The following is a 26,310-nucleotide window of genomic DNA, read 5'->3' on the forward strand; positions in this document are numbered from 1 at the left end:
CCATGGCAAGTGTTCTGACTGTCATCCTGAACTGGCGCACCGCCGAAATGACCCTGCGCGCAACCGAAGCAGCCCTTGTGGCGATGGACGGCATCGACGGTGGATTGACCATCGTGGACAACGACTCGGGCGATGGCAGTTTTGAAAGGCTGAGCGCCGAAGTTGCTGCGCGGGGATGGCGTCGGGTGCGCGTGCTGCAATCAGGGCGCAACGGCGGCTTTGGGGCTGGCAATAACTTTGGCATCCGCGCGGGTTTGCCCGCAGGTGAAACCCCCGACTACATCTACCTGCTCAATTCCGACGCGTTCCCCGCACCAGACGCAATCAAGGCACTGCTGATGCATCTGGAGTCGCATCCGCAAACGGGCTTTGCGGGCAGCCGTATTCACGGCGAAGACGGCCTGCCTCATCACACCGCCTTTCGCTTTCCCTCCATTGGCGGCGAATTCGAACAGGCGGCGCGGCTTGGCCCGATCTCGCGGATGCTGCGCGGGTCGATAGTGGCCCCGCCTTTGCCGGTGGTGACAGGCCGGGTGGACTGGCTGGCCGGGGCCAGTCTGATGATGCGGCAATCCGTGCTGGACCGCATCGGCCTGTTCGACGAGATGTTCTTTTTGTATTTCGAGGAGACAGAGCTTTGCCTGCGCGCGGCGCGGGCCGGGTTTCCCACCGATTATGTGGTCGAAAGCCGGGTCGCGCATATCGGCTCCGTGTCCACGGGCATGAAGACATGGGCGCGGATTCCGCAGTTCTGGCTTGAATCGCGTTTGTATTATTACACCAAGTCGCATGGCAGGGCCTATGCGGTGGTGGCCACGTTGGCGCATGTGGCAGGCGGCTTGATCTGGCGAGCCAGGGCCTTGATTCAGCGCAAGGATTTTATCGATCCGGCATATTATCTTTACGACATGTCTGCCCATGCCGTGCGCTGGGTGGCTTCCGGGTTTCGGCCTGTTGCGGAAAAGTAAGGTCGCATCTGCGGCAAGGAGAGAGTCATGACCGTGTTAAGCGCACTTCTGATCGGCAATGAAAGCCTGACACAGGCTTGCGGTGCGGCGTGGTTGGCGCGGGGGCATCGGCTGGCGGCGGTGGTGACACGCCACGCCGATGTGCGGGCCTGGGCCGTGGCGCAGGGGTTGCGCGTAGAGACACCGGGCACGGGGCTGGAACTGCGGCTGGCAGGTGTGGCCTGTGACTGGCTTTTGTCGGTCGCCAACCTGTCGCTGGTGCCAGCGGGCGTGCGCGCGATGGCGACACGCGGGGCGGTGAACTTTCACGATGGGCCGTTGCCGCGTTATGCAGGTCTGAACGCTCCGGTCTGGGCGTTGCTGGCAGCCGAAGCGCAGCACGGGATCACATGGCATCTGATGACGGATGGCGTTGATGAGGGCGACATTCTGGAGCAGCGGCTGTTCGACATTGCCCCAGGGGAAACCGCGCTGTCGCTGAACACCCGCTGCTTTGAGGCAGGGGTAGACAGTTTTCCGGCGCTGATGGCGCAGCTTGAAGTCGGACTGCGCCCGGTGCCGCAAGAATTCAGCCAGCGCAGCGTCTATGCGCGGGCCGATCGCCCTGCTGCGTTCGGGCGGCTGGATTTTGCTGTACCAGCAGGCGCGGTGGCGCAGATGGTGCGCGCGTTGGACCATGGCCGCTATTGGAACCCTCTGACCACGGCAAAGATCGCCGGGTCGTTTGGGGTGCTGAATGTGGGAGCGGCGGATGTGGTTGCGGGCGCGGGCGTGCCGGGCACCGTGCTGTCGTCTTCGGCTGATGGTGTGGTTGTGGCGTGCGGGTCGGATGCTGTGCGGTTGCACCGGCTGACCTGTCAGGCGCGCGGTCTGGCCGTATGCCCGTCCACGGTGCGTGATGTGTCGGCGCTGGCGGATGCAGAGGCATTGACGGCAGCCCTTGCGGCTTTGGTGCCGTTCGAAGCCAGGGTGCGCAAGCGGCTGGCCGCGATGGCTCCGGCTACGGTAACCGGGACAGGCTCCGGTCAGGGCTGGCTGCGGATTGACTTCGCGGGTGATGCGGCGTCGCTGGCCGTGGCTTGTGCGCGGGTATCGGGGCAAGACAACCCTGATCTGGCGTTGTCGCTCGCGCCGGGGCTGCCGGGGTATAGCAGCGGCTGGGTGCCGGTGCAGGTTGCAACAGATGGCACGGTGGCTGCGGCCAAGGCCGTGCTGCGGGCGGAACGCGGCCCTGGCTTTGCGTTGGACCTGATGACGCGCGACGTGGGGCTGGCCGATCTGGCCATGCCACAGGTCGGCGTGTCCCTGCACGGCGCGCCGGTGCCGGGCTCGGTGATCACGCTGACGGATGGCGCCCTGCTGGCCGACCTGTCGCGCATCTCTGAACCCGAGGCGCGGGCGCTGGCCGAGCGTCTGGCGTTTGTGGCTGCGGCAGCGGAAGATGACATGCCGGTGTCCGCGCTGCCGATGCTGTCGCCGCGCGAACGTCATGCTGTCTTGCATGACGTAAACCAGACGCTGGCCGCACGCGCATCATACTGTGTGCATCAGGCGTTCGAGGCACAGGTATCGCGCTCGCCGGATGCGCCCGCGATCAGTTTTGAGTCGGTAGCACTGACCTATACTGCGCTGAACGCGCGGGCGAACCGGGTTGCGCATGTGCTGCGCGGCATGGGCGTCGGACCGGGGGTTCTGGTCGGTCTGCACATCCGCCGCTCTGTGGATATGCTGGTCGGAGCCTTGGCCATTCAAAAGGCCGGAGGTGCCTATGTGCCAATGGACCCGGCCTATCCGGCAGACCGGACGGCGCTGTATATTGAGGATTCCGGCTGTCCGGTGATCGTGACAACCAGCGATCTGGTGGGCGGCTTGCCGGGGCGCGCGGTCGCATTGTGCCTTGATACCGACGGACGGGTTCCGTCAGCGTCTGACGCTAACCCCGACTCTGGTGTCGGGCCGGGCGATCTGGCCTATATGATCTATACCTCTGGCTCGACCGGGCGCCCCAAAGGCGTGATGGTGGAACACCGCAACGTGGTGAACTTCTTTACTGGGATGGACGACCGGATCGGCCCAGAGGCTGGCGTTTGGCTGGCTGTGACATCGCTGTCGTTTGATATCTCGGTGCTGGAACTGTTCTGGACGCTGGCGCGCGGATTCAAGGTGGTGATCTCATCCGATGAGAACCGGGCCTTGGTGTCGTCTGGGCGGATCACATCGGCACAAAAGATGGATTTTTCCATATATTACTGGGGCAACGATGACGGCGCAGGGCCAAAGAAGTATGAGCTTTTGCTGGAAGGTGCCAAGTTTGCCGACACCCACGGCTTTGTTGCGGTCTGGACGCCCGAGCGGCATTTCCATGCTTTTGGCGGGCCATATCCAAACCCGTCGGTGACGGGCGCTGCGGTGGCTGCGATCACGAAGAATATCGGTGTGCGGGCCGGGTCTTGTGTGGTGCCGCTGCACCATCCGGCGCGGATTGCCGAAGAATGGGCGGTGATCGACAACCTGACCAACGGGCGGGCGGGGATTGCGATTGCCAGCGGCTGGCAGCCAGATGACTTCGTGCTGCGGCCTGAAAACACCCCGCCAAAGAACAAGGCAGCGATGTATGAGGCAGCCGATCAGGTCCGCCGCCTGTGGCGCGGTGAGGGCGTTGATTTTGCCAAGGCGGACGGGTCGATGTTCACGGTCGTGACGCAACCGCGCCCAGTATCTGCAGAGCTGCCCATGTGGGTTACAACGGCGGGTAACCCCGAGACGTGGCGCGAAGCGGGCGAGATGGGGGCCAATGTGCTGACCCACCTGCTGGGCCAGTCGGTCGATGAGGTAGCCGGAAAGATCAAAATCTACCGTGAAGCGCGCGCCAAGGCAGGGCATGACCCCGAAGCCGGGACAGTGACCTTGATGCTGCACACCTTTGTCGGCCGGGACCGTGATCAGGTTCGGCGGGTGGCTGAGGGGCCGATGAAAGCCTATCTGGCGGCGGCTGTGGGGCTGGTCAAGCAATACGCCTGGGCCTTTCCGGCGTTCAAGAAACCGCAGGGCGTGACCAACCCGATGGACATCGACCTGCGCACGCTGAGTGCAGAGGAAAACGATGCCATTCTTGATTTCGCCTTCCAGCGGTATTTTGAGGATTCGGGCTTGTTTGGCACCGTCGATGACGCGCTGGCACGGGTAGAGCAGCTCAAGCGTATTGGCGTGGGCGAAGTGGCCTGCCTGATCGACTATGGCATCGCGCCCGAACAGGTAATGGAGGCGCTTTATCCTCTGGCCGAGGTGGTGCGGCGGGCCAATGCCGGGGGGGGCGTCGAGGCGGATGATTATTCGATCGCCGCGCAGTTGATCCGGCACAAGGTCACGCATCTTCAATGCACACCGTCGATGGCGCGGATGATTGCGATGAACGACGACTCGCGCGTGGCACTGGCGGGCGTTAAGACCGTTATGGTGGGTGGTGAAGCATTGCCGGGGGCCTTGGTGCAGGATTTGCGCAAGGCTTCCGGGGCGCGCATCCTGAACATGTATGGCCCGACCGAGACAACGATCTGGTCGTCGGTTGAGGAAGTGGGCGCAGTGGAAGGCGTGTCGAACATCGGCACGCCGCTGGCGAACCAGCAGATGTATGTGCTGGACGATGCGCTGACCCCGGTTCCGGTGGGCACGGCGGGCGAGCTGTGGATTGGCGGCGATGGCGTCACGCGCGGCTATTGGCAGCGCGATGACTTGACGGCGGAACGGTTTGTGGCCGATCGTTTCGTGACGGCGGAGCGCGCTTGCCCTTGGGGCGCCCGGATGTATCGTACCGGCGATCTGGTGCGCAGGCGGGGGGATGGCAAGATCGACTTCCTTGGCCGCACTGATCATCAGGTGAAACTGCGCGGTTACCGGATCGAGCTTGGCGAGATTGAATCGGTGCTGGAGGCGCAGCTGGGGGTGTCTCAGGCCGTGGTGGTGGCGCGCGAGGATACGCCCGGCGACCTGCGGCTGGTGGCCTATGTCACCGGCACGGCCCATGAGGCGGGGTTGCGGGCTGAACTGGCGACAGCCTTGCCTGAGCACATGATGCCCGCGCATTTCGTGACGCTGCAAAGCTTTCCCCTGACCCCGAACCGGAAGGTGGACCGCAAGGCGCTGCCCGCGCCGAGCGCGCGTCTGGCCGAAGCGGCGGCCTTTGTGGCACCCGACTCGGATGTGGAATCGCAGATTGCCGCGATCTGGGCGCGGGTGCTGGGCGTGCCCAAAGTGGGGGCAAAGGACAATTTCTTTGCGCTGGGCGGGCATTCCTTGTTGGCCGTGCAGGCGCATCGTGAAATCCGCGATGCGCTGGGGGCGGCAAAGCTGTCGATCACAGATATCTTCCGCTTTCCCACATTGCAGGCGTTGGCGGCGCATTTGGATGACGGACCAAAGCCTGTGATGGCGGCTGCGGCAAAGCCTGCCGGGCTGGCTGTGCAGGCCGATGCGCGCACTGACGCCATGGCGCGCAGGCGCGCGATGCGGGCCGGGCGGACCGGTGTAGATGCCTGAGGCAGCACTTCTGGCGGCCTTGCGCCAGATGGTGCCCGAGGGTGCCGGGCTGGGCTGGGCAGATGCGGCGCTGGATCATCCCTTGATGCCGGGCGAAAGCCTGCCGGGGGCGGTGCCTGCCCGGCTGCGAGAGTTTGCTGCAGGCCGAACTGCGGCGCGCATGGCATTGGCGGCAATCGGAGCCGGTTCGGTGGCGCTACCGAAAGCGGCTGACCGGACCCCGGTCTGGCCTGCTGGCATAATCGGGTCGATCACGCATTCCGGGCGGCACTGTCTCGCCGTCGCGATGCTTGCTGGCCAGTTCCGAGGCATTGGCATTGATCTGGAAGAAGACGGCCCGTTGGACTCCGCGCTGTGGGACACGATCCTGCGCCCGGAGGAACGGGGCCAGATGACGGGCGCGCTTGCCAAACGGGTGTTTAGTGCCAAGGAGGCTGCCTTTAAGGCGCAATATCCGGTCAGCCGCAGCCTGTTCGATTTTGATGTGATGCGGGTGGACCTGCAAGACACTCTGTTCACGGCGATCTTTATGCAGGCGGTGCCGCCATTTGCGTCGGGTGACCGGATTGCGGGGCGGACGGCGCGTGTCGGGGGACATGTGCTGACGCTGGCCCATGTGTAATGCCGCAATGCAGAGACGAATTGTCGCGACAGGTATCCGCAATACGCTATGACTTCAGACAGCTTTGTCTTGAGGCGGACAAGCGGTGTTTGGGGGTATGCTATGAACAAGCTTGTCGCATTGGTCTGCGTGATCAGCTGGTCCGGGTTCTGGGCCTTTGGCTATCTGGCCCTGTCCGCCGATATTCAGGACCAGAACCAAATTCTGGTGGCCAGCCTGCTGGCGGCGCTTGGGTTTCTGACCGGGGTTTTCGCCTACATCCAGTTGGCACGTGACAAACCGGTGGACTACACCCGCGCCCGGCAGGGGTAATTCGCGGCCATAAGCCGCTTTACCCTTGTTCGAGGGCATGGACCGACTTACCTCTGGGCCATGAAGCACCTCATCCCCTTTTTGCCCAAAGTGCCCGTGGTTCCCGTTATCCGTCTGCAAGGCGCGATTGGCACCGGAGGTCGTAGTCTTTCTGATCAAGCTCTGGCGCCACTGTTCGAGCGGGCCTTTTCGCGCGGCAAGCCGGCAGCGGTGGCATTGGTCATCAATTCGCCCGGTGGATCGCCTGTGCAGTCGTCGCTGATCGCTGCGCGCATCAGGCGACTGGCGGATGAGAAAAAGGTGCCTGTGCACTGCTTTATCGAAGATATCGCAGCCTCTGGTGGGTATTGGCTGGCAGTGGCGGCGGATCAGATCTGGGTTGATCCATCGTCTCTGGTCGGGTCCATCGGGGTGATCTACGCCAGCTTTGGCTTTCATGACTTGCTGCAGAAAAACGGGGTTGAACGTCGTGTGCATACGGCCGGCAAATCGAAATCCTTTGCTGACCCGTTCAAACCCGAGCGCCCCGAGGATGTCGCGCGGATCCATGCCATGCTGGCGCCCCTGCATGATACCTTTATCGCTCATGTGAAAGCGCGACGCGCGGAGCGGCTGAAGCCCGATGCTGACTTGTTCAACGCTGATATCTGGGTAGGGCAGGCCAGCGTAGATCTGGGTCTGTCCGATGGCGTGGCGCATCTGGTGCCAAAGATGAAAGAGCTTTACGGTGATAAAGTGCGGCTTGTGCCTTACGGTCAGCGCCGGGGCCTGTTGCAGCGCTTTGGGCTGGAGATGGCCGGCACGGTCATGGGATCGGTAGAGGAACGCGCCCTGTGGGCACGTTACGGGCTGTAGATGTTGTTCAAGATCATCATAATCTTTCTGCTGGCCATGGTGCTGGTTGGCATGATCGGCAAGCTGGTCTTTCCGTCGGCGATTGACCGGATGAAAAACAAGGCGCTGGGCCGCGGGCCTGTTTGTCGCACCTGCGGGCGCTACGTGATCGGCAAAAGCTGCGACTGCGGAAAAAAGGGCTAAGGCATGGCGGCATTGGTGACGGGTGCGGGCAAGCGGCTTGGCCGCGCTATGGCACTTTATCTTGCGCGGCGCGGGCATGATGTGGTGGTGCATTACGCCTCCTCGCGCGTTGAGGCCGAAGCTGTGGTGGCTGAGATCGCCGCGCTGGGAGCGCGCGCCGTGGCGGTGCAGGCCGACCTGCTGGACGAGGTACAGGTCGAAACGCTGGTGTCACGAGCTGCGGCGGCCTTGGGTCCGTTGACGGTGCTGGTCAACAACGCGTCGATCTTTGAACATGATACAGTGCAGACCGGCACGCGGGCCAGTTGGGACCGGGCGATGGAAAGCAACCTGCGCGCGCCGTTTGTGTTGATGCAGGGGTTCGCGGCGCAATGCCCAAGGGCCTTGGTCGATGAAAACGGTGAACCTGTGGCACAAGGTCTGGTGGTCAACATGATCGACCAAAGGGTGCGTAAACTGACGCCAGAGTTTGCCAGTTATACCATTGCCAAGATGGGCCTATGGGCCCTTACGCGGACGGCGGCACAGGGGCTTGCCCCTGATATCCGGGTGAACGGGATCGGGCCGGGGCCAACTTTGCAGGGGGAGCGACAGTCGCCAGAGCAGTTTGCGACACAGCGCGCCGCGACGGTGCTTGGGCGCGGCGCAAACACGTCTGATATCACTGCTGCGCTGGGGTTTTTTCTCGATTCGCCGTCGGTCACAGGGCAATTGATTGCAGTGGATGGCGGGCAGCATCTGGCGTGGAAAACCACGGATGTGCTGGGGGTTGAGTGATTCTGCGAAGGGCGGGCTGCAAAGTTGTCCACTTTTCGCACGACCTTCACATACACGTTACACAAGCCTCTGATTTTGCAAGTTTTTACTTGGTGGATAAAATTATTTTCTTTAGTATCAGCATGTTATTATTTTGCCTAAAAAATGAGCATGTTAACGAACTGGGCCAAAAACAAGGGAAATCTGCCAATCGTGAAACTTTTTCCGCAGGTTTATCCACAGAAACGGTGGACTTCTTCCCCCTTGCCCCGCGCGCGATATCATTGCAGCGATAAGGCAGAATCGATGACTCTGGATGGGGTCTTTTCAGGGGGCTTCGTGTGACCGAGGAAAACCAGCAAACCGATGTAGCACAGACCGGGCAAGCGGTGATTCAGGGCTATCTGAAGACACTGGATGCGTCGCCCGGTGTGTATCGCATGCTGAATCCGAAGGGTGAGGTGCTGTATGTAGGCAAGGCGCGCAATCTAAAGGCGCGCGTGTCGAACTATGCGCGCGGCACGGGTCATTCTGCGCGGATTGCGCGGATGATCTTTGAGACCGCCAGCATGATGTTCCTGACCACCCGGACAGAGGTGGAGGCGCTGCTCTTGGAGCAGAACCTGATCAAGCAGTTAAAGCCGCGCTACAACGTGTTGATGCGGGATGACAAGAGTTTTCCCAACATTCTGATTTCCAAGACCCATGCCTATCCGCAGTTGAAAAAGCACCGGGGGAAAAAGACCGAAAAGGGCGCGTATTTTGGTCCTTTTGCCAGTGCGGGCGCGGTGAACCGCACGCTGAATCAGCTGCAAAAGGTGTTCTTGCTGCGCAACTGCACTGATGCGATGTTCGAGTCGCGCACCCGGCCCTGTCTGCAATTCCAGATCAAGCGATGTGCTGCGCCTTGTGTCGGCAAGGTGTCAGCCGAGGGCTATGGGCAGCTTGTGGCCGACGCTGAGCGATTCTTGCAGGGCAAGACTACCACGGTACAGGCCAATCTGGCGGCAGAGATGGCACGCGCATCAGATGAGATGGAGTTTGAGCGGGCGGCGGCGTTGCGCGACCGCATCCGCGCGCTGACCCAAGTGCAGCAAAGCCAAGGCATCAACCCGCGCGGCGTGGCCGAAGCAGACATCGTGGCGCTGCATCTGGAGGGCGGGCAAGCCTGTGTGCAGGTGTTTTTCATTCGCGCCAACCAGTCTTGGGGGAACCGTGATTTCTACCCGCGTACCGGGGCAGGGGCCGAGGAGGCCGAGATTCTGACTGCGTTTCTGACGCAGTTCTATGACGACAAGGAGCCGCCGCGCCTGATCTTGTTGTCGCATCCGGTGGAGGATGAGGATCTGGTTGTGCAGGCGCTGACAGACCGTGCCGGTCGCAAGGTGGAACTGGCGGTTCCCTTGCGCGGCGAAAAGGCGGAACTGGTGGAAAACGCCACCCGCAACGCGCGCGAAAGCCTTGCCCGCAAGATGGCCGAGACGAGCACGCAGAATAAGCTACTGGCAGGTTTGGCCGAGGCGTTTGATCTGGACGCACCGCCTGCACGGATCGAGATTTACGACAACGCGCATATTCAGGGGTCTGACGCGGTAGGCGGCATGGTGGTGGCGGGCGCCGATGGGTTCGTCAAATCGCAATACCGCAAGTTCAACATCAAATCGGCGGCAGGGGCCAACTCGGACGACTTTGGTATGATGAAAGAAGTGCTGACCCGGCGCTTTGAGCGGCTGCTGAAGGAAGACCCCGACCGCAAATCGGATATGTGGCCGGACTTGCTGCTGATCGACGGCGGGGCGGGGCAGGTCTCGGCGGTGGGCGGGATTCTGGCCGAGCTGGGGGTGGATGATGTGCCATTTATCGGGGTTGCCAAAGGCATTGACCGCGATGCGGGCAAAGAAGAATTCCACCGCCCCGGCGTGCGGCCCTTTGCCCTGCAACGCAATGATCCGGTGCTGTATTTTGTGCAGCGCCTGCGCGACGAGGCCCACCGTTGGGCCAATGGCGCGCATGTGGCAAAGCGGGCCAAGCAGGTCGGGGTCACGCCGCTGGACGATATTCCGGGCGTGGGGGCCACGCGCAAGCGGGCGCTGTTGGCGCATTTCGGCAGTGCAAAGGCGGTGTCGCGGGCGGGGCTGTCGGACCTGACGGCAGTGGACGGCATTTCCGAGGCGATGGCGCAGGTGATCTATGACACGTTCAACGCACGAGGGTAAGCGGGTTGCGCTGCCAGTCGGGCGCATAAGCGCAGGTGGTGCAATTGGCGAAATCAGCCAGCCTGTCAAGCTCGCGGGCCAGTTTTGCGTGGCGGGCTTTGGTCGGGCGCAGGCCCGGTTCAGGCCAGAAGGCGCGAATGCGCAGCGTGGCGCTGCTGCGGTCCGCCTTGGCATCTATGCGGCCGATCAGCGTTGTGCCCTCTAGTACCGGAAAGACGTAGTAGCCGTATTGGCGCTTCGCCTCGGGCACGAACACCTCAATCCGGTAGTGAAAGCCGAACAGACGTTCGATCCGTGCGCGGTCGCGCAGGGCGGGGTCAAAGGGTGACAGGATGCGCAACCCGCTGGGCGTGTCAGGCAGGGCTTGCACTTGCGCGGGCAGGTCGGGGCGGGCGAGGGCGGGGCGGGTGCTGCCGTCTGCCTGTTCCACCGCGATGCGGATCAGGCGGCCAGCGGCGATTTCGCGCTGCGCCCAGTCTTGCACCGCCGGTTTGTCAACGGCGTGCCAGTAGCGGGCAATTTCAGTTTCATCGCCAAAGCAGAGATTGGCGAGCGCCGAGGCGCAGGCCCAGTCGCGGTGGTCTTGGGCTGAGGTGTCGCGGCGGTAGTGCTCGGGCGGGATGACGTTTTCGGTCAGGTCATAGACTTTGCGAAACGCGTCGCGGCGGGTAACGCTGATCTGCCCGGTGCGCCAAAGCCATTCAAGCGCCGTTTTTGACGGGTGCCAGTCCCACCAGCCGCCCTTGCCTCGCGCCTCGCCGATCCCCACGTCACTGCTGCTGACCGGGCCATGCGCCGCGATGTGGTTCAGGAGGGTGTCGAACTGCGCCTCATAACCATCGCGGAACCAGCGCTGCCAGTTGCCTTGCAGGCGGGTGGCGTCGCGGGCAAAGCGGTGCTTCCACTGCGGGAACAGCGCGATGGGAACGACGGACGCGTCATGCGTCCAATGTTCAAACAGCGCGCGGTTTTGTTCCAGAAGGGATTTGAGCGCCGGAGGGCGGTAGTTGTGGCGGCGCGCCCAAAGGATCATGTGATGCGCGCGTTCCACGGTGGTGATGCTGTCGACCTGAACAAAGCCGATGCGGTCAATCAATGCCGCAAGGTCGGCCCCTTTGGCCGGACCATGGCGTGGCTCGGTCAGGGCGTGGTGATGCAGGAATAGGTGGCGGGCGGCAGAGTTGGGCAGATGCATGGCGCATTGCAACTGCGCCACGCGGGAAAGGTCAAGCCCTTTGCCGGATCAGGTTGCTTGTGCCGCCCAGACCTTGTGCGCTTCACGGAAAGTGACCAGACGGCGCCCGGCTTCGTCCCATAGGTGCAGACGCGCGCAGGACAGGCTTTCGCGCAGAGTCAGCACTTGTGCCTCGGCCAGCGATGGGTAGTCGCGCAGGATCTCGGACAGGCGGTAGAACGGAATGCGGCTATACAGGTGATGGACATGGTGGATGCCGATATTTGCAGTCATCCAACGCAAAGGTTGCGGCAGTTTGTAATGCGAGCTGCCCAGCAGGGCGGCATCATGCATCTGCCAATCCGCCTCTTGGTCCCAGTAGGTGTCTTCAAACTGGTGCTGCACAAAGAAAAGCCAGACGCCAATAGTGGCGGCGGAAACGACTGTTGGCAGGAAGATCAGCACTGGCACTTGCCAGCCACCCAGCAGGAACAGGACGGTAAGCATCGCGGCCAGGATCACATTGGTTCCCATGGCCGACAGCCAATAGCGCCAGCCTGCGGTCATCAGACCCAAGGGCAGGCGGTATTCCAGAATGAACAGATAGGCCGGGCCGATGCCGAACATCACGATCGGATGGCGATAAGCGCGGTACATCAGGCGGCCCAGCCAGCTGCGCTGGTGATATTCCTCGACCGTCAGGGTCATCACATCGCCAATTCCGCGCCGGTCCAGATTGCCAGCATGGGCGTGGTGGATCGAATGGGTGCGTTTCCACACCGTATAGGGGGTCATGGTCAACACGCCGATGGCGCGGCCCACCCAATCATTCACATCCCGATTGGCAAAAAACGACTGATGCCCACAATCATGCTGGATCAGGAACAACCGCACCAGCCAAAATCCGTTCAGAACCGCAATGGCCAGAGCCAGCCAAGGGCTGACCGACAAGGCCGACCAAGCCGCAGCCCAGAAGACCAGAAAGCCCGCCATTGTTACCGCCAGCTCAAACAAAGAGCGGCTGGTGGACGGATCACGGTATTTGGCCAGCAAGGGCACCCATTTTCTGGCGCTTGCCTCTTGGGCTTGCGCCAGATCGTTCTGCATCATCGTCATTCAGGGGCCTTTGCGGCTTTTCGTTTGGGTGTCGTAGCAGTTTTGGGCCGCAGAAAAGCGGTTTCTGACTGGTATGTCGTGTAATATAAATAAGCTACAAAAATTTGAACAGAACCCGGAGCGCGGCAAATTGCCCATCCGGCATTATCCATGTGCGAGTCCCGCATCGGCTGCGATGGCGCGTGCGGATTTGCGCTCGCGCTCTGTGGCGGATTTCAACTGGCCGCAGGCCGCCATGATGTCTTCGCCACGCGGGGTGCGGATCGGGCTGGCGTAGCCGGCATTGTAGATGATGTCAGCAAAGGCATGGATGCGGTTACCGCTGGACCGTTTGTAGGGCGCGCCGGGCCATTCGTTGAACGGAATCAGATTCACCTTAGCCGGGATACCACGCAGCAGTTCCACCAGACGGTAGGCGTCTTCCTTGGTGTCGTTCACGCCATCCAGCATCACATATTCAAAGGTGATCCGTTCAGAATTCGACAGGCCGGGATAATCGCGCAGCGCATCCAGCAGCGTGGCGATGTTCCAGCGCTTGTTGATCGGCACCAACTGGTCACGCACCTCATCCGTGGTGGCGTGGAATGACACCGCAAGCAAACACCCGATTTCGGTCGCAGTGCGGGCAATTTCCGGCACCACACCGCTGGTGGACAGGGTGATGCGGCGGCGGCCAAGGGCGATGCCCTCGTTGTCCATCACGACCTTCATCGCGTCACGGACGTTGTCGAAATTATACAAAGGTTCGCCCATGCCCATCAGCACGATGTTGCTGATCAGCCGGCCTTCATCCCTTGGCGCGCCCTGTACCGGCCATTCGCCCAGATCGTCACGGGCCAGCATGACCTGACCCACGATTTCACCCGCCGTCAGGTTGCGCACCAGTTTTTGAGTGCCGGTATGACAGAATGAACAGGTCAGGGTGCAGCCGACCTGAGAGGAAATGCACAGCGTTCCGCGGTCAGTCTCTGGAATGTAGACCACCTCTACCTCATGCCCGCCTGCGATGCGGACCAGATATTTGCGGGTGCCATCGGTGGAAACCTGCTTGCTGACCACTTCCGGCAGTTCGATCGTGAAATGCTCGGCCAGCAGGGCGCGGTAATCCTTGGCCAGATTGGTCATGGCGGCAAAGTCGCGCACGCCCCAGTGATAGACCCATTGCCAGACCTGGCCCAGACGCATCTTGGCCTGCTTTTCCGGCGTGCCGGCCGCGATCAATGCCGCGCGCAATTGGTCGCGCGTCAGGCCGACGATGTTGGTCAGCCCGCCCTCGGGCAGCTTGCGCGGCAAGGTCAGCACATCTTGGGTAATCGGGGCGGTCGGGGTCATCGGCGTATCCATTGGCGAAGCACGAGGATCATATAGGTGAAACCGGGCCAAAACGGAACCGGGCAAAACGAAACTGTGTCCCTCCGGCCAAGATACTGGCCTGAGGCGAACGCAAAACGCCCCGGATTCTCCGGGGCGCGAGAACGTGACGTTTTGGGCCCGATTACTTGCAGCGGGTTTCGGCCTCTTGCATGGCGGCAGTAAAGCCGCGCAGACTGAAGGTATCCTTGGTCTGGGTGCCGCGACCTGACGCGCCGGTCAGCACGGCAGTTGAACCGCGCTTCATTGCGTTCAGCAAGGCAGTGTCCGCCTCGGCGCTTGCGGGCCAAGCCCATTCGCCATCGGCAAACAAATCATAGCTCTGGCCGTCAATCTCGACCTTGACGGTCGATCCGGTTGCAAAAGGATAGCCGCCGGTAAACGACACTTCGCCCCGCGCGCCTGCGCCAGGACGGAATGTCACGAACAACAGGATATCCCCGCGGCGCACAGAAGCCGGCTGGCCACCACGGCTGTTCACGGTTTCCTTTGGGCTGGACACGCCCCAGCATTCCTTGGGATTGTTCTCAGTGAAAACGCTCCAATCCGTTTTGGTGGCGACGCGGTTCGTGGATTCTTGCGCGTATGTGGACGATGCGGCCAAGGCCATGGCAACGCCAAGTGCGGTGCGCACGAAGATGGATGTCATAATGTTACAGCCTCCAAGCTGTCCTTTGCCTCTGCCCGTCTGCCGCCGTCTTTATCATACGGCTTTTCCTGTGGCATGGGGGCACTCAACCCGATATCCCATTCATAACGCAAAAAGACCAATCCGCGAAAGCCCCATGGGCAACAAATCGCGCATCTGTGACGGGGAGTGTAGATGAAAAACGCGCAGCCGATGTTGGAGCTGTGGCGCGGAGGGCGGCTGGAAAGCCATCATGCGGGCCATGCAGTGATTTGGGGCGAGGGCGGTGTGGTGGAAAGCTGGGGAGATGCGGGTGCCATAATCTTTCCCCGGTCGTCGTGTAAAATGATCCAGGCATTGCCTTTGGTGGAAAGCGGTGCGTTTGATGCTGCTAGGTTGACACCGCGCCATCTGGCACTTTCCTGCGCCAGCCATCAGGGCGCGGCCCTGCATGTTGAGGCAACCAGACGCTGGCTGGAGGGACTTGGCCTGAGCGAGTCTGACCTGCGCTGCGGATCGCACGAGCCGTATGATCGCGACGAGCGGAACCGACTGATACGTGCGGGTGAGGAGCCGTGCCAACTGCACAACAATTGCTCTGGCAAGCATTGCGGCTTTTTGACGATGACCCGGCACATGAAGACGGGGCCGGACTATGAGCAAATTGACCACCCGCTGCAAAAGGCGATTCGTCAGGCCACCGAGGAAGTAACGGGTGAGGCCGTGGCAGGCTACGGCATTGACGGTTGCTCGGCCCCCAATTTTGCAATGTCTCTGGCGGGACTGGCGCGGGCAATGCAAGCCTTTGCGGCCGCGCGCGACACGGGTGACGGGCGGCAGCGCGCGATGGCGCGCCTGCGCGACGCAATGGCGGCGCATCCCGAGATGGTGGCAGGCGAAGGCCGGGCCTGCACCGAACTGATGCGCGCCATGCGCGGACGAGTGGCGATCAAGACCGGGGCCGAGGCGGTGTTTGTGGCGATGATCCCCGAGAAGAAGCTGGGCATCGCGTTGAAGATTGCTGACGGCGGAACCCGCGCCGCCGAGGCTGCAATCGTGGCACTGTTGGTGCGGCTTGGCATGTTGGATGCCGCACATCCGCTGGCACAAAAGCGGCTGCCCGCAGTGCAGAAGAACTGGCGCGGGCTGGAAACCGGTGAATTGCGTCTGTCTGACGGCTTTGCATGACAGTAAAGCCCCCGTCGTTCTGACGGGGGCCCTCTGTCGCGGTGTGGCGGTCCGGAGACCGGGCATCTGGGCGGGGGCAGTCAACACCCGATCCCCGGACCTTACTCACACTACGTAGGGCATGTATCGTGGGTTCATGTGTCATCAATCGGGTGCACTAGCGGCAGTGACAGGGTCTTTCTGTGGTGGAACTGCGGCACCGGATGCGGGCTTGATTTCATCGGCATCGTCGGTAATCTGAAAGCATGACGGTTCAACCCCCGAGCCACTTCCCCTTTACCACATCCCTGCCAGAGCAGGTCTGTTTCGACAGGCATGAACTGTCGATGATTCTGGGGCTGTATGGCCGGATGGTGGCCTTGGGTGAATGGCGCGATTACGGCATTTCGACCTTGCGTGAATTCGCGGTGTTCGAGATCTATCGGCGGACTGCGGAGAATCCGCTGTATCGGATTGAAAAGCGCCCCAAGTTGCGCGGCAAGCAAGGTCTGTATGCTGTGGTCGCGATGGATGGCCAGATTTTGCGACGTGGGGGCGATCTGGCGCAGGTGCTGCGCGTGCTGGAACGCAAGCTGATCCGGCCCATCGACTAAGACACTTGTCCGCCCTTCCGGGCATCTTCGCTATGACGGTCCCTTGTGGAAGAACAACATTCAGGGCGTGAAGACGCGCCGGCGGGCGATGACCGGGCCGCCGTCCTGGGCCAGAATGCGGCCGATGGCGCTGGCGATCGGCTCAAAGGCGACACTCATCGTATGGCCATTCGCATGAAGAATGCGCCTTGCATCGGCGACCCAGGCAACATGGCCTTTCCAGAACAGAAGATCCCCCCGTTGCAACGGCATCTTATCCTCAAGCGCACGGCCAAGTGTTTGTTGCTGGTCACTGTCACCGGGACAGGCCAGACCACAGGCCAGCATCGCCGCCTGCACCAGCCCCGAACAGTCTATTCCGGCCGCTGTGTTCCCACCCCACAGATAGGGCGTACCAAGAAGCGACTCGGCCACTGTCAGCGGATCGGTGGGGCGGTCGTTCAACCCGCGAAGATGGGCCAGCGGCACATAGCCCTGAGGTGTCTCCGCAAAGCTGTCATGAAGGGCTGTCACGGTCAGCGCTGCACCAAAGGGCAGGACGGCGCGTTCTGGGGCCTGAATCTTTGGTCGCGTGTAAAGATGGCTGGCCCGGGCGGCGATCCAATGAGTTGGTGTTGTGGCAGGGCCGATGGCAGCGGCATTGACCCAGCCGCAGTAACCGTCCTTTGCAGCCTGAACAAAGGCGTGATCGTCGGAAAGGTCGATCACCGTGACCGTATCCCCCAACAGCAACTGGCGCTCACGGGCGCCGTTGGGATGGGCCAACAGGTCGACGACGGGGTGCTTGACGCTGGCGGCCTCGCCTTGGACAAAAGTCGCCTCAACCAGCCCCCGCAATGACGGCAGGGCCAATCGGCCGGAAAAGGGTGTGGTGCGGCGATCCATTTTGTCTCTCCTCCTAAAGCGCGAGCATTTCGGGCAGGGCGTAAAGCAGCGCCCGCGCTCCTTGTCCCGCGCCGCCCTTTGGTCGTGCGGGCAAGTCTGCCGGATTGTGTCCGTAGATGTCAAAATGCGCATAGTGCGGCGTATCGACAAATCGGCGCAGGAACAGTGCAGCGGTGATCGCCCCGGCAAAACCACCAGATGGCGCATTGTCCAGATCGGCGATGCCCGGCTCGATCATAGGCTCATAGGCATCCCAGAACGGCAGACGCCAGACCGGGTCGAATCCAGTTGCCGCCCCTGCCGCGATGGCGCTGGCCATGATGGAGTCGTCGGTAAAGTAGGGCGCAAGGTCAGGCCCTACTGCAACCCGCGCGGCCCCGGTCAGCGTGGCCATCGAGATCACGGTCGCGCCCCTCTCCTCACATGCATACGTCAGCGCGTCTGCAAGGATCAGACGGCCCTCGGCATCGGTGTTGTTGATCTCGACCGTCAGGCCCTTGCGGCTTGTCAGAATGTCACGCGGGCGCATGGCGCTGCCTGATACGCTGTTTTCGACTGCGGGCACCAGAACCCGCAGGCGCAGCGGCAGTCCAAGCCGCATGATCATCAGTGCAAGACCCATGACCGTGGCGGCACCGCCCATATCTTTCTTCATCAAAAGCATTCCGGCGGATGGCTTCAGATCCAGCCCGCCAGTGTCAAAGCAAACCCCCTTGCCCACAAGCGTCAGCGCAGGCCCCTCGGTGCCCCAGCGCATGTCAAGCAGGCGGGGCGCGCGGGGTGATGCGCGACCCACCGCATGGATCATCGGGAAATTCTGCGCCAGCAGATCATCGCCCACAATGGCGGTTGCAGTTGCGCCATGCTCTTGGGCAAGCGCAAAGAACGCGGCCTGCAACTGCTCTGGCCCCATGTCATTGGCGGGCGTGTTGATCAGGTCGCGGGTCAGGTATTCACCCGCCGCCATCGCCAGAAGGGTTTCGCCATCAACCCCGTCGGGCAACTTCAGGCGCGGCAACGCAGCAGGGGTTTTGCCGGGGCGGTAAGTGTCAAAGCGGTAGCTGGCCAACAGCCACCCCAACACTGCCTCATCCGCGGCGGCCCCGGCTATTTCACCTGTCAGATGCCAGTCACCCGCAGGCAGCGCCGCTACCGCCTTGGCCAGTCCAAACCTGCCACGGGCGCGGGCCTTTGCCGTGCCGGTGCCGATGATAGCCCCGGCAAGGCCGTCAGGCCCCGGCAACAATCGCAGTTCACCCAATGCAGCCTCAAAACCTGTGCCAGCCAGCCAGCCCGCCCAAGCGGCGCCCGGTCCGGTCAGCCAGTCGGGCAGATCATCGGGCGCGATGACATGCAGTGGCAATGAGACGGCATCAGCGGGGGCAAGGCTGGGAAGGTCGGTCATCTGACAGTTCCTTTTAGGATTGCCAAAGCCTAGCCGTTCCGGTGCTGCCTGCAAGCCCTGCTAGATCAGCGATTGATCCAGCAATTCCTTGTCCGGTGCCAGCGACCGTTCGGCAATCCGTAGCAAGCGCGCCCAAACTGCGGAAAAGGCAGTCGAGTCGCCACTGGCCAGACAGGTGCGCACATCAATGGCAACCAAACCCAGTGACACCATGCCCAGATTTTCCGACATGCGCTGCAAGCGCCGCAACTGGCGCGCCAGGTCGGCCATATCATGCGCGCGCACCTGACTGGCCAGCCCGGCCATCGTCAGCGCCAATTCACCAAGCGCGCGCGACACCACTTGTTCCGCCGAATCCGTGCCCAGATTACGGTAAATCGTGGCAATCGGTTCGCCATCCTGCCGCACCCGTTCCATCGGACGCAGCCGCACCACATTATCAGCCTGCATGGCCCACACCTCTTGTTTCACACCCAAAGCCAGACTGCGCCCGGCATCCTGAAGAAAAGGTTGCAGGTGCAGAATAATCCCTCTCGAATTTTCTGCGATTGCTGCCTATTAGGTCTGTTGCCCTTTTGCGGAGGCCGTACGGCATGGATGCAGCTCGCCCCCTTCCCCAGTATCTGATCCAGCGGTTTCATGGCTGGCGCGCAACGACCTATCAGGACAACAAGGCATGGTTCCGCCGTCTGGCCGAAAGCGGCCAGCATCCGCGTGCCATGGTGATTTCGTGCTGTGACAGTCGGGTGCATGTCACCTCGATATTTGGCGCAGATGAGGGAGAATTTTTCATTCACCGCAACGTGGCCAATCTGGTGCCGCCGTTTTCCCCCGATGGGACCTATCACGGTACCTCGGCGGCGGTCGAGTATGCGGTGACCTCTCTGGGTGTCGCGCACATCGTGGTGCTGGGCCATTCCAACTGCGGCGGGGTCAAGGGCTGCGACGACATGTGCATGGGCCATGCCCCGGCGCTGGAAGAAAAGACATCCTTTGTCGGGCGCTGGATGGATATTCTGCGCCCCGGATTTGAACGGGTAAAGCACCTGCCAGACGCCGACCGCGCGCGTGCGCTGGAAAAAGAGGCGGTGTTGGTCAGTCTGGAAAATCTGATGAGCTTTCCGTTCGTGCGCGATGCGGTCGGTGATGACAGGCTGACGTTGCATGGGCTGTGGAATGACACCGGGGCAGGCGCTCTGGAACATTTTGATCCGGCGCGGGGATTTGTCGCGGTCTGACCTTGTCAGAGTTTAAACGATTCCCATATCGCGGCTAACAGGGGGCTTTCATGCACGATATTCTTTCGCTGGCGGCAGATAATCTGCTGTCTCCTATGATTTTGTGCTTTGCACTTGGTCTGTTTGCGGCACTGGCGCGATCTGAACTGACGGTGCCCGAGGCCGCGGCCAAGGCGTTGTCGATCTACCTTTTGTTTGCCATCGGCTTCAAAGGAGGCGTGGCGGTTGCGGATCACGGGGTGGACGGGCGGCTGATCTCGGCACTGCTGGCGGGGGTGGTCTTGTCCTTTGCGCTGCCCTTTGTGGCCTTTGGCCTGCTGCGCGGGATGACACGGCTTTCCATCACCGATGCCGCAGCGGTGGCGGCGCACTACGGGTCAATCTCTATCGTGACCTTTGTGACGGCGGCATCCGTGCTGACCTCGCAGGGGATCGCGTCTGAGGGCTATATGGTGGCCGTGGCCGCCGCGATGGAGGCGCCGGCGATCATCTCGGCGCTGTGGCTGGTCAGCCGGGCGGGCAGTGGCGCGCAGCGGATGGACGCCGATCTGTGGCGCGAAATCCTGCTGAACGGGTCAATCGTTCTGCTGGTCGGGTCCTTTGTGATTGGCATTGTAACCGGGCAGGATGGCATGGTGCGGATCGAAAGCTTTATCGTGTCGCCGTTTCAGGGGGTGCTGTGCCTGTTCTTGCTGGACATGGGGTTGGTCGCCGGTCGGGGTCTGCGCACGTCGCGCGGGGTTTTGACGCTGGGAGCTGTGGCCTTTGGCTTTGTAATGCCGGTGGTGGGCGCATTGATCGGGCTGGCGGCGGGGTTGCTGCTGGGCCTGTCCACTGGTGGTGTCGCGCTGATGATGGTGCTGGCGGCTTCTGCCAGCTACATTGCTGTGCCCGCGGCGATGCGGGTGGCGCTGCCCGAGGCGAACCCTTCGGTTTACCTGACGCTGTCTTTGGGCGTGACCTTTCCCTTTAACCTGACGCTTGGGATTCCGGCCTATGTCGCCATCGCCCAAGCCGTGACCGGAGGCTGAGTGATGCAGACCCATATCGCCAAACGAGTCGAGATCATCATCGAAGCGCCGATGCAAGGCCGCCTGACCGATGCGCTGACCCGCGCCGGGGTAACGGGTTATACCGTGCTGCCGGTCTTGGGTGGTTCGGGCCGGTCGGGGGAGTGGACGCGCGAAGGGCAGGTCGGGCGCGGCGGTATGGTGGCCGTGGTCTGCCTGATCCGGGCCGAGCGGCTGGATATGTTGCTGGATGCGGCCTTTGCCGTGGTCGAGCGCCATATCGGCGTGGTGTCGGTGACGGAATGCGAAGTGCTGCGCGCCGAGCGGTTCTGAGCGCAGCGCGCATGAAAAAGCCCGCCAAAGGGCGGGCTTTTGAAGGTTGTTGGAGCAGAGATCAGCCCTTTTTCAGGCAGCGCTGGCCAAGCACTTCGGCAATCTGCACCGCGTTCAAGGCGGCACCTTTGCGCAGGTTGTCCGACACGACCCAGATGTTCAGGCCGTTTTCAATCGTCTCATCCTGACGGATGCGGCTGATATAGGTGGCATATTCGCCCACGCAGTCGATGGGGGTGATATAGCCGCCCGCCTCGCGCTTATCGACCACCAGCACGCCCGGCGCTTCGCGCAGGATGTCGGTGGCTTCCTCCCAATCGAGATAATCTTCAAACTCGATATTGATCGACTCGGAATGGCCCACGAACACCGGCACGCGCACGCAGGTGGCGGTGACCTTGATCTTTGGGTCGAGGATTTTCTTGGTCTCGACGACCATTTTCCATTCTTCTTTCGTATCGCCGGAATCAAGGAATACGTCGATATGCGGGATCACGTTGAAGGCGATCTGCTTGGGGTAGACGCTTGGCTTTACTTCCTGACCCGGCACATAGATGCCTTTGGTCTGGTTCCAAAGCTCGTCAATCGCCTCTTTGCCGGTGCCGGACACGGATTGATAGGTAGAGACAACCACCCGCTTGATCCGGGCGCGGTCGTGCAAGGGCTTGAGCGCCACAACCATCTGCGCGGTCGAGCAGTTGGGGTTGGCGATGATGTTCTTGTTCTTGTAGCGCATAACATCGTCGGCATTCACTTCCGGCACGATCAGCGGGATATCGGGGTCGTAGCGGTAAAGCGACGAGTTGTCGATCACCACGCAGCCCTGCTTGGCCGCCTTTGGTGCATAGATTTTGGTCGCGTCTGAGCCGATGGCAAAGAGCGCAATGTCCCAGCCAGAGAAGTCGAAAGTGTCGAGGTCTTTGGTTTTGAGAGTCCTGTCCCCGAAAGAGACTTCAGTGCCCAGCGACTTGCGGCTGGCAAGTGCGGTGATCTCATCTACGGGAAACTCACGCTCGGCGAGGATGTTGAGCATTTCTTTGCCCACATTCCCCGTCGCGCCCACGACAACGACTCTATAGCCCATCTGGCCCTCCATGCGTCAAACGACGATGTCCCTTACCGCAAAGGGGGGTGAGGGGGAAGGGTTGAAAAGAAAGAGTGGGGGCGCTGCCCCCACACCCCCGGGATATTTAAGAACAGAAAATGTCAGTCGGTGCGATCCCGGGAGAAGGCATAGACAGCGAGGCCAGCGGCAAGCATCAGGGCGATGAAGCCGAAGATGGCGGTGTAGGGGGCAGAGGCGTGGCTTGCGGCTGTGGTGGCGTGGATATGGCCGGTGGCAAGTTGCAACAAGCCCACGGGGGCGATGCCGAACAGGTTCAGCAGCGTCACGCCGCGCCCTGTGAGATGCGCGGGGATAAAGGCGCGGCCATGGGCGATGACCATGGGGAACGAGGCGCCGGCAAAGCCGAGACCTGCCAGCAGGGTGATGGTGATCGTGGGGCTTTGGGGCGAGAGCCAGAGGCCGATGATACAGGCCAACGCCATAGCATTGCCGCCAAGGATCAGCCATTTGCGGGTGCCAAACGCGCGCTCTAACGGGCCATAGGCAAAGCTGCCCGCCACCATGGCCAGTCCCATGATCAGGCTGACCTGACCGATCCATGCCGCATCTGCGCCGAACACATCGCGAAACAGTGGTCCGACCCAGAGGCCACGGATGGAGGCGGCGGGGGCATAGCAAACCGCCATCATGATAAGCATTGGCCAAAGCGCAGGCATGCGCAACAGGTCCAGCAGGCTGCCTTTTTGTCCGGCCTGCGCTCGGGGCGGGTCGCGCAGAAGTGCAAGGATTACAAGCGCAATCAGCGCTGTGATCGCGGCCAGTCCCCAGAGCGAGGCTCGCCAGCCGACCGCCTCGACCGCCATCGACAAGGGCAGGGACGAGCCGATGTTGCCCAGATTGCCGATGCCCACCGTGGCCCCGGCCAGCGTGCCAAACACGGAGGGTGAATAGCTGCGGGCAAAGATGTAATACGACGCCATCAACACAGACGAGCAGCCCACCCCGATCAGCACCATGGCTAGTTTGATCGTCGCCGGCGTGGTGGCCGTGGCAAAAATCGCAGCCCCCGCCGCGCCGATGGCCATCAGAACGGCGGTGGTCAGGCGTGGGCCGACACGGTCCAGCGCCTCACCCACCGGGATCTGCATGACGGCAAAGGCCAAAAACCACAGGCCGGACGCGGCGGCCAGATCGCTGGCGGTGGCCCCCAGATCGGTGGCCAGAACCGGGGTCAGAACGGCGAGAAAGGCACGGTAAAACTGGCTGAGGACATAAGCCCCCAGAAGGGCAGCAATTCCGGCACGCATGGTCTGTGATCTCCCTGATGGATCGCGACCATTGCAGGGGGAGGCAGGCGGGTCAACAGGGGCTGGTGTGGGAAAGCTTACCTTGTCGAGCAGGCATGGCGCAGGCACAGTGGCGGCGCGTTGCACAGGAGAAGTCGGATGCGGTTTGCGGGTGTTCTGACGGTCGGGCTGGGATTGACTTGGGCACCTGTGGCGCAGGCCAATGACGGCTTTGGCGGTCTGACGGCCACCGGGCTGACCTTTGGCCAGACGGATGCCATCGCGATGGAGGAAGAAGACCTGGTCATCAGCCGCGACGAGGTGCGGGTGGATTACGTCTTTCGCAACCTCACCGGGCAGGATGTGACAGGCGAGGTGATCTTCCCCTTGCCGCCGATCTCGCTGAGCCTTTTGTTGAACTCCGAATTTAACTTGCCCGATGATCCCAGCCATCCCGATCTGGTGAATTTCCGCGCCGTGGTGGATGGGGCGGATGTGGCGGTCAGCATAGACCGCATCGCCGTTCTTGAACCGCCGTGGGAAGAAGACCGTCCGCAGGCTGAGCAATATGACACCCCCGGTCCCGATGTTACCGCAGCCTTACAGCGCTATGGTATGCCGATGACGCCGGATGTGGATGCTGTTCTGGTGGCCTTGTACGCTTTGAACGCGGTGCAACTGCGCAACATGGTGAACGACGGGTTGCTGGAGAGTTTTAACGACGGGCCAGACCTGAGCGCAGAAGATGTCATGCCGCTGTGGTCGATCGTTGCGCGCTACCACTGGACCCAGACCTTCCCGGCCGGAGAGGTGCTGCGCATCTCGCACAGCTATGACAATCGCCCTCCGGGGGGGATTTTTGTCTGGCAAGATCCGCCAAAGGCCGAATGGCTGTCGGGACTGCGCGCACAATATTGCATTGATGCCGCCACCTCGCGGGGGATCGCAAAGCAACTGGCTGCATCGGAATATGATGGCATGGTGACCGGGCTTTCGTGGCACATATCATACGTGCTGCGCACCGCAAATTCATGGGCCGGCCCTATCGGGCGCTTTCGGTTGACGGTGGACAAGGGCGACGCGGGGCATATCCTGTCACTATGCGCGAATGGCGTCAAAAAGACCGGACCGACCACGTTTGAGGTGGAGTGGCGAGATTACACCCCGACATCAGATCTGGAAATCCTGATCGTCGCCCCGCTGGAGGGGTAAACGTTGCGGTTCAGGCGGGCAAAGCCACCAGCGGCTTTTCCCGGATCGGCAGGTGGACGATGGCAGAAAATGCGCCCACACCCACGCCGATCCACCAGACCAACGTGTAATCCCCGGTGATGTCATACATCTTGCCCCCCAGCCAGACGCCCAGAAACCCACCGATCTGATGCGACAGAAAGACAAAGCCGTAAAGCGTGCCCATGTAGCGCAGGCCATAGATATGCGCGACCAGACCCGAGGTCAGCGGCACGGTCGCCAGCCACAAAGACCCCATCACGGCCGAGAAAATCAGCACCGACTCCGGCGTGATCGGCAGCAGGATAAAGGCAGCCGCCGCGATGGTGCGCCCGACGTAAATGCCTGTCAGCAGGTACTTCTTGGTATAGCGCTTGCCCAGCCAGCCCGCTGTCAGCGTGCCCGCAATATTGGCAAGCCCGATCACCGAAATCGCCACCGCCCCCAAGGCAGAGGTGGTGTTTATCCCCATTCCTGCGAGCATGCCGCCGGGATCAATCGGGCCGCACAACTCGGTCACAAAGGCCGGGAAATGCGCGGTGATAAAGGCCAGCTGATAACCGCAACTGAAAAACCCAAGGAAAATCAAGCTGAACGACGGATCTTTGAAGGCGCGGGTCAGTACTATGCCCATGCTTTCCTCCAACTCGGCCCGTGTCGCCACATTGGGCGAGCGGATGAAGGGCAGCGCAAACAGGCTGCACAGGATCAGGGCGGCAAAGATCACAAACACCTCTTGCCAAGCATAGGATTGCAGCAGGAATTCGGCCAAGGGCGCGCCAAAAACCTGCCCCATGGACCCTGCTGCGGTGGCAATCCCGAGCGTCATCGACCGATGCTCGGGAGCGGCAGCCCGGCCCACCACAGCCAGCACGACACCAAAGCCAGTGCCCGCAATGCCAAAACCCACAAGAATTTCAAGAAACTGGTGCTGGCCGGGCGTCACCGCAAAGGATGACAGCACCAGACCGGCGGCATAAATCAGCGCGCCCGCAACGATCGCGCGCCGGTCGCCAAAGCGTTCGGCCAGCGCGCCAAACAGGGGCTGGCCGATCCCCCAGGCAAGGTTCTGAATGGCGATGGCCAGCGAAAACTCGGCCCGCGCCCAGCCAAACTCTTCGGCAATCGGAATCTGGAACACGCCAAAGCTGGCGCGAATGGAAAAGCCAAGCATCAGGATCACACATCCGGCAATCAGGACAGGGGTGATCATGGGGGCTTTTGTCGGGGTCATGGCGGCGCTCCTGTCCGGGGGCGGAAGATGTGCCCGGACAGGAGCGCCGTCAAATGCTATCTTGTGATGCGCACAATGAACCCAAGGCCCGGCAACCCAAGGCCC

Annotated in this window: 25 protein-coding genes; 15 read left to right on the plus strand and 10 right to left on the minus strand. The window is 61.8% G+C overall.

From position 1 onward, the window contains the following. Window positions 1–2: 2 nt before the first annotated feature. From Q8K08_RS13210 to uvrC, 9 genes are all read left to right on the plus strand, one after another. Complete coding sequence (locus Q8K08_RS13210; protein WP_305250338.1) at window positions 3–968, plus strand: glycosyltransferase; 966 nt, start codon at window positions 3–5, stop codon at window positions 966–968. Window positions 969–995: 27 nt separating this feature from the next. Next, window positions 996–5,504, plus strand: coding sequence for a MupA/Atu3671 family FMN-dependent luciferase-like monooxygenase (locus tag Q8K08_RS13215; protein ID WP_305250339.1), 4,509 nt, complete (start codon window positions 996–998; stop codon window positions 5,502–5,504). Then, a complete protein-coding gene (locus Q8K08_RS13220) occupies window positions 5,497–6,126 on the plus strand; it encodes a 4'-phosphopantetheinyl transferase (RefSeq protein ID WP_305250340.1) in 630 nt (209 codons plus the stop codon). Before Q8K08_RS13215 ends, Q8K08_RS13220 begins: the two co-directional genes overlap by 8 nt. Before the next feature lie 102 nt (window positions 6,127–6,228). Further along, window positions 6,229–6,438 (plus strand): hypothetical protein, encoded by a 210-nt coding sequence (locus tag Q8K08_RS13225; protein ID WP_304801805.1) that lies wholly within the window; start codon window positions 6,229–6,231, stop codon window positions 6,436–6,438. A 60-nt stretch (window positions 6,439–6,498) separates the two neighbouring features. After that, entirely contained in the window at window positions 6,499–7,293 is a 795-nt protein-coding gene (locus tag Q8K08_RS13230) for a S49 family peptidase (RefSeq protein ID WP_304801802.1), read from the plus strand. Then, window positions 7,294–7,476, plus strand: a complete 183-nt coding sequence (locus tag Q8K08_RS13235; protein ID WP_304801800.1) for a hypothetical protein — start codon at window positions 7,294–7,296, stop codon at window positions 7,474–7,476. 3 nt (window positions 7,477–7,479) lie between these two features. After that, window positions 7,480–8,253 (plus strand): SDR family oxidoreductase, encoded by a 774-nt coding sequence (locus Q8K08_RS13240; RefSeq protein ID WP_304801798.1) that lies wholly within the window; start codon window positions 7,480–7,482, stop codon window positions 8,251–8,253. A 92-nt stretch (window positions 8,254–8,345) separates the two neighbouring features. After that, window positions 8,346–8,528 (plus strand): hypothetical protein, encoded by a 183-nt coding sequence (locus tag Q8K08_RS13245; RefSeq protein WP_305250342.1) that lies wholly within the window; start codon window positions 8,346–8,348, stop codon window positions 8,526–8,528. A 45-nt stretch (window positions 8,529–8,573) separates the two neighbouring features. Continuing rightward, window positions 8,574–10,448 (plus strand): excinuclease ABC subunit UvrC, encoded by a 1,875-nt coding sequence (uvrC, locus tag Q8K08_RS13250; RefSeq protein WP_305250343.1) that lies wholly within the window; start codon window positions 8,574–8,576, stop codon window positions 10,446–10,448. Here the strand turns inward: uvrC and Q8K08_RS13255 are convergent. The 4 genes from Q8K08_RS13255 to Q8K08_RS13270 form a co-directional block, all read right to left on the minus strand. Continuing rightward, window positions 10,432–11,643, minus strand: coding sequence for a winged helix-turn-helix domain-containing protein (locus Q8K08_RS13255; protein ID WP_305250344.1), 1,212 nt, complete (start codon window positions 11,641–11,643; stop codon window positions 10,432–10,434). The genes uvrC and Q8K08_RS13255 overlap by 17 nt on opposite strands. 48 nt (window positions 11,644–11,691) lie before the next feature. Continuing rightward, entirely contained in the window at window positions 11,692–12,729 is a 1,038-nt protein-coding gene (locus Q8K08_RS13260; protein ID WP_370654132.1) for a fatty acid desaturase, read from the minus strand. 153 nt (window positions 12,730–12,882) lie between these two features. Beyond that, a complete protein-coding gene (gene rlmN / locus Q8K08_RS13265) occupies window positions 12,883–14,070 on the minus strand; it encodes a 23S rRNA (adenine(2503)-C(2))-methyltransferase RlmN (protein ID WP_304800382.1) in 1,188 nt (395 codons plus the stop codon). Window positions 14,071–14,233: 163 nt separating this feature from the next. Beyond that, a complete protein-coding gene (locus tag Q8K08_RS13270; RefSeq protein WP_370654131.1) occupies window positions 14,234–14,758 on the minus strand; it encodes an invasion associated locus B family protein in 525 nt (174 codons plus the stop codon). Window positions 14,759–14,932: 174 nt separating this feature from the next. On the opposite strand from Q8K08_RS13270, the gene Q8K08_RS13275 reads away from it, so the two are divergent. Continuing rightward, window positions 14,933–15,925, plus strand: a complete 993-nt coding sequence (locus tag Q8K08_RS13275) for an asparaginase (RefSeq protein ID WP_305250345.1) — start codon at window positions 14,933–14,935, stop codon at window positions 15,923–15,925. 245 nt (window positions 15,926–16,170) lie between these two features. Continuing rightward, window positions 16,171–16,518, plus strand: coding sequence for a DUF2794 domain-containing protein (locus Q8K08_RS13280; RefSeq protein ID WP_304800378.1), 348 nt, complete (start codon window positions 16,171–16,173; stop codon window positions 16,516–16,518). A 60-nt stretch (window positions 16,519–16,578) separates the two neighbouring features. Here the strand turns inward: Q8K08_RS13280 and Q8K08_RS13285 are convergent, their stop codons facing one another. The 3 genes from Q8K08_RS13285 to Q8K08_RS13295 are packed head-to-tail and all read right to left on the minus strand — an operon-like array spanning window position 16,579 to window position 19,258. Next, window positions 16,579–17,403, minus strand: coding sequence for a C40 family peptidase (locus Q8K08_RS13285; protein ID WP_304800376.1), 825 nt, complete (start codon window positions 17,401–17,403; stop codon window positions 16,579–16,581). A 13-nt stretch (window positions 17,404–17,416) separates the two neighbouring features. Further along, entirely contained in the window at window positions 17,417–18,808 is a 1,392-nt protein-coding gene (locus Q8K08_RS13290) for a M17 family metallopeptidase (RefSeq protein ID WP_304800374.1), read from the minus strand. Between the two features lie 60 nt (window positions 18,809–18,868). Beyond that, window positions 18,869–19,258, minus strand: coding sequence for a hypothetical protein (locus Q8K08_RS13295; RefSeq protein WP_304800372.1), 390 nt, complete (start codon window positions 19,256–19,258; stop codon window positions 18,869–18,871). A 143-nt stretch (window positions 19,259–19,401) separates the two neighbouring features. On the opposite strand from Q8K08_RS13295, the gene Q8K08_RS13300 reads away from it, so the two are divergent. Genes Q8K08_RS13300 through Q8K08_RS13310 form a run of 3 tightly spaced genes read left to right on the plus strand, consistent with a single transcriptional unit; the run spans window position 19,402 to window position 21,389 of the window. After that, entirely contained in the window at window positions 19,402–20,046 is a 645-nt protein-coding gene (locus tag Q8K08_RS13300) for a carbonic anhydrase (protein WP_304800370.1), read from the plus strand. Window positions 20,047–20,096: 50 nt separating this feature from the next. After that, window positions 20,097–21,077 (plus strand): sodium-dependent bicarbonate transport family permease, encoded by a 981-nt coding sequence (locus Q8K08_RS13305; RefSeq protein WP_305250346.1) that lies wholly within the window; start codon window positions 20,097–20,099, stop codon window positions 21,075–21,077. Between the two features lie 3 nt (window positions 21,078–21,080). Then, the gene (locus tag Q8K08_RS13310; protein WP_304800365.1) at window positions 21,081–21,389 is read left to right on the plus strand and encodes a transcriptional regulator; all 309 of its coding nucleotides are present in this window, start codon (window positions 21,081–21,083) and stop codon (window positions 21,387–21,389) included. 61 nt (window positions 21,390–21,450) lie between these two features. On the opposite strand, the gene Q8K08_RS13315 is transcribed toward Q8K08_RS13310, so the two are convergent. After that, on the minus strand, window positions 21,451–22,473 hold the full coding sequence (locus Q8K08_RS13315; protein ID WP_305250347.1) for an aspartate-semialdehyde dehydrogenase: 1,023 nt from the start codon (window positions 22,471–22,473) through the stop codon (window positions 21,451–21,453). Window positions 22,474–22,595: 122 nt separating this feature from the next. Further along, complete coding sequence (locus Q8K08_RS13320; protein ID WP_304800361.1) at window positions 22,596–23,762, minus strand: MFS transporter; 1,167 nt, start codon at window positions 23,760–23,762, stop codon at window positions 22,596–22,598. A gap of 138 nt (window positions 23,763–23,900) precedes the next feature. Here Q8K08_RS13320 and Q8K08_RS13325 point away from each other — a divergent pair, with 138 nt between their 5' ends. Next, complete coding sequence (locus tag Q8K08_RS13325; RefSeq protein ID WP_305250348.1) at window positions 23,901–24,953, plus strand: DUF4424 family protein; 1,053 nt, start codon at window positions 23,901–23,903, stop codon at window positions 24,951–24,953. Window positions 24,954–24,963: 10 nt separating this feature from the next. Here the strand turns inward: Q8K08_RS13325 and Q8K08_RS13330 are convergent, their stop codons facing one another. Continuing rightward, window positions 24,964–26,205: an MFS transporter gene (locus Q8K08_RS13330; protein WP_304800357.1), complete on the minus strand. Its 1,242-nt coding sequence runs from the start codon at window positions 26,203–26,205 to the stop codon at window positions 24,964–24,966. Between the last annotated feature and the right edge of the window lie 105 nt (window positions 26,206–26,310).

Source organism: Pseudotabrizicola sp., assembly GCF_030684215.1.
Taxonomy (GTDB): domain Bacteria; phylum Pseudomonadota; class Alphaproteobacteria; order Rhodobacterales; family Rhodobacteraceae; genus Pseudotabrizicola.